Annotated in this window: 9 protein-coding genes and 1 tRNA gene; 5 read left to right on the top strand and 5 right to left on the bottom strand. The window is 33.0% G+C overall.

Going from position 1 to position 13,099, the window contains the following annotated elements:
* Positions 1 to 81 precede the first annotated feature (81 nt).
* A complete protein-coding gene (ccsA, locus tag KO504_RS04745) occupies positions 82 to 3,333 on the top strand; it encodes a cytochrome c biogenesis protein CcsA (protein ID WP_215925185.1) in 3,252 nt (1,083 codons plus the stop codon).
* A 135-nt stretch (positions 3,334 to 3,468) separates the two neighbouring features.
* On the top strand, positions 3,469 to 4,623 hold the full coding sequence (locus KO504_RS04740) for a trans-sulfuration enzyme family protein (RefSeq protein WP_215925184.1): 1,155 nt from the start codon (positions 3,469 to 3,471) through the stop codon (positions 4,621 to 4,623).
* 3 nt (positions 4,624 to 4,626) lie between these two features.
* Here KO504_RS04740 and KO504_RS04735 read toward each other — a convergent pair whose 3' ends face one another.
* The 3 genes from KO504_RS04735 to KO504_RS04725 are packed head-to-tail and all read right to left on the bottom strand — an operon-like array spanning position 4,627 to position 8,873.
* Positions 4,627 to 5,310: a DUF2490 domain-containing protein gene (locus KO504_RS04735; protein ID WP_215925183.1), complete on the bottom strand. Its 684-nt coding sequence runs from the start codon at positions 5,308 to 5,310 to the stop codon at positions 4,627 to 4,629.
* A 56-nt stretch (positions 5,311 to 5,366) separates the two neighbouring features.
* Complete coding sequence (gene pckA, locus KO504_RS04730; protein ID WP_215925182.1) at positions 5,367 to 7,004, bottom strand: phosphoenolpyruvate carboxykinase (ATP); 1,638 nt, start codon at positions 7,002 to 7,004, stop codon at positions 5,367 to 5,369.
* 30 nt (positions 7,005 to 7,034) lie between these two features.
* Positions 7,035 to 8,873 carry an SLC13 family permease gene (locus KO504_RS04725; RefSeq protein WP_215925181.1) on the bottom strand — a complete coding sequence of 613 codons (1,839 nt, stop codon included), beginning with the start codon at positions 8,871 to 8,873 and terminating at the stop codon, positions 7,035 to 7,037.
* A 222-nt stretch (positions 8,874 to 9,095) separates the two neighbouring features.
* On the opposite strand from KO504_RS04725, the gene bshB1 reads away from it, so the two are divergent.
* Positions 9,096 to 9,818 carry a bacillithiol biosynthesis deacetylase BshB1 gene (gene bshB1, locus KO504_RS04720; RefSeq protein ID WP_215925180.1) on the top strand — a complete coding sequence of 241 codons (723 nt, stop codon included), beginning with the start codon at positions 9,096 to 9,098 and terminating at the stop codon, positions 9,816 to 9,818.
* A gap of 59 nt (positions 9,819 to 9,877) precedes the next feature.
* Positions 9,878 to 9,953: transfer RNA gene (locus KO504_RS04715), tRNA-His, on the top strand.
* A 62-nt stretch (positions 9,954 to 10,015) separates the two neighbouring features.
* Here KO504_RS04715 and KO504_RS04710 read toward each other — a convergent pair.
* The gene (locus KO504_RS04710) at positions 10,016 to 10,618 is read right to left on the bottom strand and encodes an SCO family protein (protein WP_215925179.1); all 603 of its coding nucleotides are present in this window, start codon (positions 10,616 to 10,618) and stop codon (positions 10,016 to 10,018) included.
* The gene (locus KO504_RS04705) at positions 10,618 to 11,727 is read right to left on the bottom strand and encodes a hypothetical protein (RefSeq protein ID WP_215925178.1); all 1,110 of its coding nucleotides are present in this window, start codon (positions 11,725 to 11,727) and stop codon (positions 10,618 to 10,620) included. Before KO504_RS04705 ends, KO504_RS04710 begins: the two co-directional genes overlap by 1 nt.
* Positions 11,728 to 11,785: 58 nt before the next feature.
* On the opposite strand from KO504_RS04705, the gene KO504_RS04700 reads away from it, so the two are divergent.
* Entirely contained in the window at positions 11,786 to 12,922 is a 1,137-nt protein-coding gene (locus KO504_RS04700; RefSeq protein WP_215925177.1) for an acyltransferase family protein, read from the top strand.
* Positions 12,923 to 13,099: the final 177 nt, after the last annotated feature.

The following is a 13,099-nucleotide window of genomic DNA, read 5'->3' as shown; positions in this document are numbered from 1 at the left end:
TTAACATGTTTTAGTATTTTAATCTCATTTCCAAATCACTAAAATATCCTATCTTTGCGCGAGCTTAAAAAGCCTATAGTTATGCAAAAGAAGATCGCTAATTTCCTATTCTCCACTAAACTTACTGCGTTTTTATTTATTGCCTTTGCTGTTGCAATGGCAGTTGGTACTATTCTAGATAGAAACATGGATACATCGCCAACACCATACACAAGAACGCTAATATATAATGCATGGTGGTTTGAAGCCATAATGGTGTTTTTTGTAATTAATTTTATAGGTAATATTTTCAGATTCCGTTTGCATAAAAAAGAAAAGTGGGCCACTTTAATTTTGCACTTATCCTTCATACTTATCTTGTTCGGTGCTTTTGTGACACGTTATATAGGATTTGAAGGTATGATGCCAATAAGAGAAGGCGAAACAGAAAGTGAGTTTTTCTCTCAAAAAACATATATAGGAGGACGAATTATTGGTGATTATAAAATTAATGGCCAATTACAACAACGAAGAATAGAAGAAGAAGTCGATTTTTCTCCACGATTAGATAATGATTTTGAAAAAACCTTTGATTATGGTGATACCGAAGTAACCGTTAAACTCGAGGAATTTATTCCTGGCGCAGAGGAAGATATCATTCCTAATGAAACTGGAAAACGCTATTTAAAAGTTGTAGAGGCAGGCGATAGCGGAGCTCATAATCACTTTTTAGAGGATGGTACAGTAGCTAATATTCACAATGTTTTAGTGTCTTTAAATAAGTTTCAAGAAGGAGCTATTAATATTACAGAAACGGAAGATGGGCTTTTCATTAACTCTCCTTACGATGGGGAATACATGACTATGGCAACTCGTGCTACAGGTAAGTTAATTAAAGATAGTTTACAGCCTTTAATCCTAAGGTCTAGATATATTATTGGTAACATGCAGTTTGTATTGCCAAAACCTATTGTAAAAGGTGATTTTGGAGTTGTAAAAAAGCCGGAGCTTCTAAAAAGTAATGCAGATCCAGATGGCCTAGTCTTAAGTGTAACCGCAAATGGGGATACTAAAAAAGTAGGTATTTTAGGTGGTCCTGGTAATTATACCGCTTTGAAAGAATTTAAAGTAGGTGGTTTAGAAATAGCATTACAATATGGCCCTAAGTTGTTAAAACTACCATTCGAAATTAAACTTAATGATTTTATTGCTGAAAAATATCCAGGTACGGAAAAAGCCTATTCTTCTTATGAAAGTAAAATAACTGTGTTTGATAAAGAAGACGGAGATTTTGATTACCATATATACATGAATCATGTTTTAGATCATAAAGGTTATCGTTTTTTTCAGGCGAGTTTTCATCCCGATGAAAAAGGAACAGTCCTTTCTGTAAATCATGATTTTTGGGGAACATACATTACTTATGCAGGTTATATATTATTGTATTTATCAATGATGGCTATTTTATTTGTAAAGAACACGCGTTTTGATGATATCCGAAAAAGACTAGCTAAATTAAAAGAGAAGAAAGCAAAAATGATGACCATGATTTTGCTTTTAATTAGTTTCTCTGGTTTTGCTCAAGTGCATTCAGAAGATGATGGTCATAACCACCAAAAGAAAACAGATAAAGCACAGATAGACTCAATACTTAGAGTGCATATTACACCAAAAGAACATGCCGCGAAGTTTTCTAAAATGGTCGTTCAGGATTATAGTGGTCGTATGATGCCAATGCATACCTATGCTTCAGAGATGCTTCGTAAATTAAGTAAAAGTGATGTTTATGAAGAATTTGATGCAGACCAAGTCTTTTTATCTATTCAAGAAAGTCCTATGCTTTGGTATAATGTGCCAATCATTTATTTGAAACCAAGAAAAGCAGATTCAATACGGTCAATAATAGGTATTGATTATGGTGAAGAATATTCGAGATTAGTAGATTATTTTACGCCAGAAGGTAGGTATAAACTAGCACCTTATTTAGAAGAAGCTTACAAAACACAAGTGCCTAATGGCTTTCAAAAAGAAGTAAAAGAGGCAGATTCTAGAGTTAATTTATTATATAATGCTATAGAAGGAAGGTCTATTAAAATATTTCCTGTTCCTAATGATGATAATAATAAATGGATTTCTTCTTTAGAGTTTAGAGAGCAAAACTATAGAGAAAAAATTGAAGATACGCTTTACGGTAATTTTATAAATAATGGCTTTAGTGCGTATTTAGTCACTTTAAATAATGCCAAACAAACTGGAGATTATTCTAAAGCAGAAGAATTACTAGAAGGCATTAAAAAAACACAACAACGTTTTGGAAGTGAAGTCATGTTATCTGACGAAAAAATTAATTCCGAAATTCTGTATAACGATTACGATGTATTTAGACAACTCTTTAGCTGGTACATGTATGCTGGTACATTATTATTTGTTTTAATTATTATTCAGATTTTTAAGTACCAAAGTAAAGGCCTTAAGGTTGCAATAAATGTATTGCTAGGTGTTATAGTATTGTTGTTTGTGATGCATACTTTAGGTTTAATCTGGAGATGGTATTTGTCAGGTCATGCACCTTGGAGTGATGCTTATGAGTCCATGATTTATGTCGCTTGGTCTACCATGTTGTTTGGATTTATTGTAGGTGTTACTAAGAAAAAAGATAGTACAGGAACCTCTAAGTCAATTTTAGGAAAATTTACGACATCTAGTTTAACTGTTGCAGCTGGAGCTTTTGTAACATCTATGATATTAATGATTGCACATTGGAATTGGATGGATCCAGCTATTGCAAATCTTCAACCTGTATTACAAGGGTATTGGTTAATGATACATGTTTCTGTAATCGTTGCAAGTTACGGACCGTTTACCTTAGGAATGATTTTAGGTGTGGTTTCATTAGTCTTAATGATTTTTACCAACAAAGCGAATAAGGATAGAATGCTCATTAATATTAAAGAGTTAGCCATAATCAACGAAATGGCACTAACGGTTGGTTTAGTATTGTTAACTATTGGAAACTTCCTTGGCGGAATGTGGGCCAATGAAAGTTGGGGACGTTATTGGGGTTGGGATCCAAAAGAAACTTGGGCACTTATTAGCATTATGATTTATGCCTTTGTTATTCACATGCGTTTAGTTCCTGGATTAAGAGGTAAATGGATTTACAATTTAATGTCAATTATAGCCTTTGGAAGTATTCTAATGACGTATTTTGGGGTTAATTTCTATCTTGCAGGATTGCATTCGTATGCAAGTGGTGATCAAATATTAAGCTTTCAGTTTATTGCAATAACGCTTGGTGTCATTGCATTACTAGGGGTTTTGTCTTATATGAAATATAAAAAGCATTATAAGTAATAAGTAAAAGCTTTAAAAATTTGTTTTAAAATTGGTTGATAGATATGAGTATTTATCAACCCATTTTTTTTGTTGAGAGTTCTCTAATGAGTTGCATCCATTTTTATTAAATTTACATCTCTTAGAAACATAATTATGACTAAAAATAAACGAGGCTTAAATACCATTTGCACACATACAGGTGAAGTTAAGGACGAACAATTTAAAGGAGCAGTATCTCCTATATATTTAAGTACATCTTATGAGTTTTTAGATGTGGATGTCAAACGATATCCTCGGTATTTTAATACTCCTAATCAAGACTATTTAGCTCAAAAAATTGCGGCTTTAGAACATACAGAATCGGCTATGATTTTTGGTTCTGGTATGGCAGCAATTAGTACAATGTTTTTAGCCTTTTTACGACAAGGAGATCATTTGGTAGTTCAGAATACGTTATATGGTGGAACCTTAAATTTTATAAAAGAAGAATTTCCTAAATATGGTATAGAATACACCTTTACCAATGGGTATCAAGTTGAAGATTTTAAAGCAGCTATTCAACCGAACACAAAATTGATTCACATTGAAACACCTTCCAACCCTTTAATGACTATTACAGATATTAAAGCGATTGCAAAACTGGGTAAATCTAAAGGTATTTTAACCTCTATTGACAATACCTTTGCTTCACCAGTAAATCAAAATCCTATAGACTTAGGTATTGATATGGTAATGCATTCTGCAACCAAATACTTTGGAGGTCATAGCGATATTTTGGCTGGTGCTGTAGCAAGCTCTAATGAGCATATGGAACGCATATGGAATGTAGGCAAGAATCTTGGTGGAAGTCTAAGTGATATGACTGTTTGGATGTTAGAACGTAGTATGAAAACTTTAGGGCTGCGTGTAAAAGCACAAACCAAAAATGCTATGAAGTTGGCCAAATGGTTAGAAAAACATCCAAAGGTTTTAAAGGTTTATTATCCAGGATTAAAGTCGCATCCAGATTACAAGTTAGCCAGGTCACAAATGAAAGGTTTTGGAGCTATGTTGTCTTTTGAATTGATAGATGGCATCGATTCGCAACAATTTCAAAAAGAACTCAAGCTTATTAAATCGTCTATGAGTTTGGCTGGTGTTGAGAGTACTGTGTTATCACCGCATTTAACATCTCACGCATTATTAACTCAAGATGAACGTGATGCTATTGGACTTAGCAATCAGTTAATTCGATTTTCTGTAGGTATAGAAGATGTAAAGGATTTAAAACGTGATATAGAACAAGCTATAAATAGTACAAAGCACTAATATTTAAAGTGTTTTTTGTCTAAAATCACATTTTAAATTTAGTTGTAGAGACAGTCTGTTGAAGTTTTTAGTTTTAAATGAATGTCTTGCGTAACCTATTTCGGTATTTATAGTGTTGGTTATTAAAATACCCAGCCCCATAAAAGCTCTATTTTGTTGAAAATCAAAAGCGTTTAAATTGAAATGAATTTCATCATAGGATGAAATAAAGAGCATGTTATTTAGTGGTATTTTAATTTTAAATCGATAACGTATTCTATGTTTTAATAGGTTTTCTGTAGGATATGCTAAGAACCGTTGTTCTAATCTTAACCTATGAGAAAAACCAATAGTGTTTGCTTTATGATTAAAGACTAACTGTTCAATTATTCTATTGTCTCTGGTATGGGGAATATCATTGACTTCAAATGATGAATCAATATCACCATAAGCATAGCTTAAACCAATGGATAATTTTGGGTTAAAATGATAATTCAGCCCTATGATTCCTAAAAGTAAGTGTGCTTTATTAGCGGGTAATTCATAGTTCCAATTAGTGAATGAGCCGCTTACGCTGAATTTATCACTTATTTTGTTAGATGACGTCACTTCATACCAAGATCCTAATTTATTTTCTCCTGTGTTTTGTGCATGCAATTGCGCTTGAAATATAATGAAAGCGAATACGATGTATAGGGTGTTTTTCATAATAGACTGTATAAGAAAAAGAGCCCATTTCTGGGCTCTTTTCAGTCATGGAATTATTAAATATGGTCGTTTAAATGATGGTGTTCATCAATTAATGGACCACCTTCAATGATTTGTTGAGATGCTTCACTTGCAAATTTTTCAAAATTCAAATGGAAAGAATGTGCAAGTTGAATAGATTTACTAACATACTGGCCTTTATTTTCCCAAGTATTCATTGGGTCTAATATGTCGTCAGGTACATTAGGACATGATTTTGGCATAAATAAACCAAATATTGGATGTTGTTCGAAATCTACATTATCTAATTTTCCTTCAAGAATCGCCGTAATCATAGCTCTTGTATATTTTAGTTTTATACGAGAACCAACTCCATAAGGTCCTGCGCTCCAACCCGTATTAATTAGCCAAACGTTGACACCTGCATCTTGCATTTTTTTACTTAACATTTCAGCATAAACTGTTGGGTGTAATGGCATAAATGGTTCTCCAAAACATGCAGAGAAAGATGGTACAGGCTCTGTAATACCAGCTTCTGTACCTGCTACCTTGGCGGTGTAACCAGAAATAAAATGGTAAGCCGCTTGGCCTGGTGTTAATTTTGAAACCGGTGGCAATACACCAAAAGCATCAGCTGTTAAGAAGAAAATATTGGTAGGATTACCAGCATAAGATGGCTTTTGAATATTATCTATATGATAAATAGGATAACTTACGCGTGTGTTTTGTGTAATGCTACTGTCCATATAATCAACTTCTCCATTGTCTTTGAAGATGACATTTTCAAGAATTGCACCTGGTCTAATGGCTCTAAAAATATCGGGTTCTTTTTCTTCAGTTAAGTCAATCACTTTTGCATAACAACCACCTTCAAAATTGAAGATATTGTTTTCTGCTGTCCAACCATGCTCATCATCACCAATTAATTTTCGGTTTGGATCGGCAGATAAGGTTGTTTTACCTGTACCAGATAAACCAAAGAAAATAGCTGTGTCTCCATCTTCGCCAACATTAGCAGAACAGTGCATTGGTAAAACGTTTTTTTCAACCGGAAGAATAAAGTTTAATGAAGAAAAAATACCTTTTTTAATTTCACCTGTATAAGCAGAGCCACCAATTAAAGCAATTTTCTTAGTAAAATTAAGAATTGAAAAATTTCCTTGACGTAATCCAACGGCTTTAGGATCTGGTGCTTCATATCCTGGTGCGCAAAGTACTAACCATTCTTCTTCAAAATTTTCTAATTCAGATTCATCAGATCTTAAAAACATATTATATGTAAACATGTTAGACCATGGATATTCTGTTACAGTTCTTACATTAGTTTTATATTCTGGATCAGCACATACGTAAGCATCTCTAACATAAATTTCTTTGCCGCTTAAATAGTTAGTGATTTCAGATTGTAGTTTATCAAAATTATCTGGGGAAATTGCTTTGTTCGTTTTTCCCCACCAAACTTTATCTACAGTATATTCATCTCGTACTATAAAACGATCTTGAGGTGAACGTCCTGTGAATTTTCCTGTATTTACAGCTAAAGTGCCGTTCGCAGTTTCTTTTCCCATTCCTTTTTCAATAGTAATGGCTTGTAGTTTTTTAGGAGAAAGATTCCAATGAGCTTTGGTGTCCTTAAGTCCATATTTAGTAAGGTCTCTAGTTTTCATACTTGAATTGTTTAATAAAGTTTCCATGATTTATAATTTTTTAATTCCACGTTCCTTTTAAAATGGCCAAATTAATGGCACTAATAGTAAAGAGGTTATTAAGAAGAGTAGAAGCAATGGTGCACCTACTTTTAAGTAATCCATAAATTTATAACCACCTGCAGTCATTACCATAGCATTTGTCGTTGTGCCTACTGGTGTTAAAAATGCGGTTGAAGCACTAATCGCTACTACAATCATAAAAGGAGCTGCAGAGATGTTAAGCGTGTTTGCTGCAATAATTACAATAGGTGCCATTAATACTGCTGTGGCTGAGTTATTAATAACTTGACTAAAAGTTGTAGTGAGTAAAAACACACCTCCTAATAAAACGACAGGGTGTAAGCTTCCTAATGAAGCGACCAAACCGTTAGCAATCAGTTCTGCTGTACCCGTTTTTTGTAATGCAATTCCCATTGGTATCATAGCTGCAATCATTACAACGCTTATCCAACTTATACCTTTGTAAGCTTTTACCATTGGGACACAACCGGTAATCATTATTAGGCCAGCTGATATTAATGCGGCAACTGCTCCTGGTACAATTTTAAATACTAATAATGTAATCATTAATAATAAGGCAGCTAATGCGATATACGATTTAATAGTAAGGTCTGTAACCGTTTTAGCCATACCTTCAGGACTACCACAAATAACCAAATGCTCGTAGTGTTTTTTTAACTCATCAATAGCGCCCCATTGTCCTCTAATTAAAAACGCATCACCTGCTTTTACTGTAATTTCTCTGTCTATTAAAGGTTTTGCATTTCTAGACGCAGCCATAAGTTGTACGTTGTAACGTTCAAAGAAATGCCCTGAACTTATATTTCGTCCTACAAGTGCAGATTGCGGAGTTACCAAAACCTCTGCCATACCAACTTCTTGATTGATGAGGTTGTTTCGTAATTCATTAGCAATAGGTTCTAATGGTAAGAGACCTAATCTAAATTTTATCATTAAGGTATTAATCGCTTCAGTATTACCTTTAACAGTAATAATATCGTGGTATAAAAATTCAGTGTCGTCTGTCGGAAGTTCAATAAAAGGATGATTACCTTTTAGACGGTTTGGATGTCTACGTTTAATACGTAATATGGTAATACCATAATCTTTTTCAAGATTCCAATCCCCTAATTTTGTATTTAAGAATGGAGATACAGATCTTACTCTCAATCTATAATAGTCGCCATCTACTTTATATGCTTCAATCCATTGGTGAAGTGTAGTGCTAACATTAACAGGCTTATTATTGGTTTTATTGCTAGGCAAAAGTCTGTAGCCTATATATTTAAAGTAGAGTAGTGTTAATAATAATAGCGGTAATCCTATAAGTCCAAATTCAAAGAAAGAAAACCCTTCTAAACCACTTTCTAGCATTGTATTATTTACAATAATGTTTGGAGGAGTGCCTGTTAAAGTTAGCAGACCACCAGTATTTGAGCCAAAAGCTACGGGCATTAATAATTTAGAAGGTAAGGTGCCAATACTCCAAGCAGATGCTATGGTTACAGGCATTAGTGTTGCTACAGTACCAGTATTACTTACGACTCCAGATAGTAATCCAGAACCTAAAGTTGTTATTAATAAAAGCTTCATTTTGCTTTTGCCAGCCATTTTTATAAATTTTTCACCAGCCAAAGCAGTCCAACCTGTTTGAGAGAGTCCTTCTCCTATAATAAATAGAGCAGCAATCATAATCACGGTTGGATTACTAAATCCGCTTAATGTTTCTGTTAAATCTAAAATTCCAAAGACAAACAAGCTTAACATAGAAAGAAGTGCGATAATATCTGGTGTGAATTTACCCCAAATGAATAAGGAAATGGTAATAATTAGAATGGCTAACATTAAGGTCATAAGGACGTTATCTTTAAATAATAGCGTAAAGATAGAGTCAATAGGAAGCAATATTCATGACGAAAGTCATACTTTAGAAGTATTGCGGATTTTTCAATTTAGACCACTAAAATTTGAGAAAATCAAAGATTTATGCAATCGAAACCGTTTGCGAATTAAAAAGAAAGCGATTATCTACCTTCTTTTTAATATTTTTGATACTTAGAAAAAACTTAAAGACGTATGAAATTAGATATTTTGGCTATTGGTGCACATCCAGATGATGTTGAATTAGGCTGTGGAGCAACCTTAGCAAAAGAAGTTTCAAAAGGAAAAAAAGTAGGTATTATAGATTTAACAAGAGGTGAATTAGGGACCAGAGGAACAGCCGAAACACGTGATGAAGAGGCTTTTAATGCTGCTAAAATATTAGGAGTACAATCTAGAATTAATATGCGATTTGCTGATGGTTTCTTTGTTAACGATAAAGCACATCAATTAGAACTTATTAAAATGATTCGCTATTACAAACCAGAGCTAGTTATTTGTAATGCTATAGATGATAGGCATATTGATCACCCAAAAGGAAGCCAGTTAGTTAGTGATGCTTGTTTTCTTAGTGGATTAAAAAAAATTGAAACCATTTATAAAGATGAAAGTCAAGCACAAGAAGCTTGGCGACCAAAAGCCGTATACCATTATATACAGTGGAAAGATTTAGAGCCAGATGTTGTTGTTGATATTTCTGGTTTTATAGATAAAAAGGTAGCATCAGTATTAGCTTATAAAACGCAATTCTTTGATCCTAATAGTAAAGAGCCTGAAACTCCGATATCTAGTAAGAACTTTACAGATAGTGTAGAGTATAGGGCAAGAAATTTAGGGAGATTAATTGGTGTGGAACATGCTGAGAGTTATACAGTTGAGCGTTACGTGGCCGTAGAATCGTTATTTGATTTAAAATAATTTCAAAAACTGTTTGCAAGAGATAACAAATAAATTATCTTTGCAATCCAATTTAAAATGGTGGTTGTAGCTCAGCTGGTTAGAGCGTCGGTTTGTGGTACCGAAAGTCGCCGGTTCGAACCCGGTCTTCCACCCAAAAGTAATAAGCCTTTCAGAAATGAAGGGCTTTTTTTGTGGAGTGAATTTAAATGCTACTTTTAATTAATAGAAGTCAAAAGCGTTTTGATGTCTTTCTTTAAACGGGTAACTTCTTCAGGAATTAAACTGTTATAAAACCCACGTATGTTTTGGTTGTGATCCAAAATGGCAATGTAACTACTATGGTAGAAGTCTGTACCATCCTCGTTAGGTTTAAAGTTTGTCATAAATTGAGCGGCTAAATGTTTAGTGTTTTCTTCACTAGAGGTTACAAACAACCATTTATGATTTGGTATTGCTGTAGCTTCAGAATAGTTTTTTAAGACTTCAATTGTGTCATTTTTAGGGTCTATAGTATGAGATATAAGTAGAACAGCATCATTAGTTATAAACTCTTCAGCAACTTTAATAAGTTCTGTTCGCATAGGCGGACAGATACTTGGGCATCGTGTAAAAAAGAAATTAGCAACAATAATTTTGTTCTGAATGGTTTCAGTAGAAACGTCTGATCCGTCTTGGTCTTTAAAATCAGAATATTTAATAGAATAAGTTTCTGTTTCGCCTTCAAAGTTAATTTTATAGCTTAAAATAGGCAGTTCTTCAACATTCGATTGGCAACCCATAAGTACTATAGCTACTAAGACAAATTGTAATTGCTTCATTAGTTTACTTTGTAAGCTTTTAATTGTTCGTGCATTTCTTTGTCGTATAGAAATAGAAACATACTCGCCATCATATCCTGATCGCTTCCAGATGTGTTATTAACTTCTAGTATCAATTCATAAGCATGATCTGGATACAACATTACACCTTCTGCACTCGAAAAAGACGACACACGTTTTAAACCTGTTTTATCAGTATAATTTTCAGCAATAGATGTAAATATTACCGTGTCTTTGGTTTTATTTTTTAAAGTTAATGTCTCAGCATAAGGGTGTAAATGTGTAGCAATATGGTGCAATGTTGTGCTGTCTTTTAGCTGAAGTTGATGTGTAATATCATAACTATATCGCTTTTTGCCAGGGAACACAACCCAATGACCAGAAAGGCTTTCTCCTTCATCGTTACTATAACTATGGTTTCCTGTTTCAACCGGTAAGCACATATTAGGATTGGCTTCGGTTGGACCTTGAAAAGGATTATCTGTATTATAAGGTAACATAATAAAAACCGTTTTGCTTTGTAGCGGTTTCATCGTTTTACTATGCGGTTTATAGCCTAAATTGATTTGATGTTTTACAGAAAACGGATCACTTTTTATATTATGATTAAGAGTTTGTGTGGATAAAAATAAATTTTCATTTCCAAATACAGGAAAACCAAAACCATCAGGAAAGTTATACTTTTCAATGCCGTTGCTCATTGAAGTTAACCTTGGATAGTGTTGTCCAATGCGTTCGTTTAAATTCCAGCGCGAATAATGTTCGCCATCATAAAAATCAATATTTGTATGGCATATATAATCGTTGGAGAGTGCATCGACTTCGTTTGTACTTATGGCCTTGGTTTCAAATGAAGTTATCCAAACCAAATCATCCGTTTTAGAATCTATTTGAAAGGAGCGCATCACCTTAGGGCCTTCCATAGATTTGTATATCTGATCGACAACAAGTGTTGGTGTAATAAGCGATAATGTTTGGTCTTTATTTGTGATATTCCAAGTGTTATCAACCAAGCCAAAAGTGTGATTTATACGTGTTTTTATAATAGCTTTATGCCTGCTAGGGAGATTTAAATAATAAATTCCACCAACACTTATGGCAACAAGCAATAATAAAACTGAATATTTTAGTATTTTCGAGTTCACACAATAAAAGTACTATTATTTTATGCAAGCACATAGTGAAAAACGTGTTTTTGGTTTAGATCTAATGAGGGCTATGGCAATAGTACTAGTTGTTTTTTCTCATGTATCTTGGATAGTACCAAATGCACAAGGAGTGATTCCAGATTTAATGGGGATTGCAGGAGTTCTTGGCGTAGAAATATTTTTTGTACTTAGTGGCTTCCTTATAGGTCAAATTATTTACCGTCTTTATACCTCTGATAATTTTAATTTTAAATCGGTCTCGTATTTTTGGGTGAGACGATGGTTTAGAACACTTCCTAATTATTATTTAGCATTAATTATAAATATAGGTATCTCCGTTTATTTAGGTTTGGCTTTACCAGATCGTCTTTGGACATATTTTCTATTTCTTCAAAATTTGACTACAGAAATGCCTTCTTTTTTTGTAGAGTCTTGGAGTTTGTCTATTGAAGAGTTTGCCTATATAATAGGGCCTTTATTGTTGTATTTTACACTGTTTATAAAGACAGAGTTGTCAAAATCGAAACAGTTTTTATGTGTAACGTTTCTTATTATTTTAATTTTTATACTAACTAAATGGTTTTATGCAATTAATGATGATGTAAAAACAATGCATCATTGGAATTCCCATTTAAAAGCAGTGTTGATTTATAGAATAGATGCTATTTATTATGGCGTTTTTGCTGCTTATATCTCTATAGTAAAGCCAAAATTTTGGAAACAAAGTAAATATATAGCCTTGGGATTAAGTGTGTTAAGTTTAGGTGTTATAAACATTGCAGTTCCTTTACAGTATATATTTATTGAAACGCACTCTACATTTTGGAACTTTTGGTATTTACCACTCAATTCAATAGCTATATTATTGGCATTGCCAATGCTAAGTGAATTAAAGAAAGCCCCAAAACTAATAAGTAGGCCAATTACATTTATTAGCTTAACATCTTATGCTATTTATGTTTTACATTATTCTATTATTTTGCAATTAATGAAATACAATTTGCCAACTGATAACTTACCTAAATTTGATATTCTAATTTATATCTTAACGTATTTAAGCTTGACGCTCATTTGCGCATATTTTGTTTATCGTTTATTTGAAAGACCTCTCACTAATTTGAGGGACACTTTAAAGCTCAAAACATACTTCAATTAGTTTTTTATTTACATAATATTTTGAAGATTATATAGGTAAGTGACAAATTCATAATTATTCTAAATAAGCGTAATTATTAATTTGATATTTAAGTTGCTGTAGAATTATTAAATGTATAATAAATTATATTTAAAAATGCTGAATTGATAGTAAAACACATTAAACTAGTATTTAATT

The organism is Winogradskyella psychrotolerans (assembly GCF_018860565.1).
In the GTDB taxonomy this organism is placed as follows: Bacteria; Bacteroidota; Bacteroidia; order Flavobacteriales; family Flavobacteriaceae; genus Winogradskyella; species Winogradskyella damuponensis.
The sequence above is the reverse complement of the archived record's forward strand: the minus strand, read 5'-3'. Positions and strand labels throughout refer to the sequence as shown.

What these genes read in the sequence shown, in the direction of transcription:
- ccsA (WP_215925185.1), top strand. Translation starts at nt 82, where the DNA reads ATGCAAAAGAAGATCGCTAATTTCCTATTCTCCACTAAACTTACTGCG.
- KO504_RS04740 (WP_215925184.1), top strand. Translation starts at nt 3,469, where the DNA reads ATGACTAAAAATAAACGAGGCTTAAATACCATTTGCACACATACAGGT.
- KO504_RS04735 (WP_215925183.1), bottom strand. Translation starts at nt 5,310, where the DNA reads ATGAAAAACACCCTATACATCGTATTCGCTTTCATTATATTTCAAGCG.
- pckA (WP_215925182.1), bottom strand. Translation starts at nt 7,004, where the DNA reads ATGGAAACTTTATTAAACAATTCAAGTATGAAAACTAGAGACCTTACT.
- KO504_RS04725 (WP_215925181.1), bottom strand. Translation starts at nt 8,873, where the DNA reads ATGACCTTAATGTTAGCCATTCTAATTATTACCATTTCCTTATTCATT.
- bshB1 (WP_215925180.1), top strand. Translation starts at nt 9,096, where the DNA reads ATGAAATTAGATATTTTGGCTATTGGTGCACATCCAGATGATGTTGAA.
- KO504_RS04710 (WP_215925179.1), bottom strand. Translation starts at nt 10,618, where the DNA reads ATGAAGCAATTACAATTTGTCTTAGTAGCTATAGTACTTATGGGTTGC.
- KO504_RS04700 (WP_215925177.1), top strand. Translation starts at nt 11,786, where the DNA reads ATGCAAGCACATAGTGAAAAACGTGTTTTTGGTTTAGATCTAATGAGG.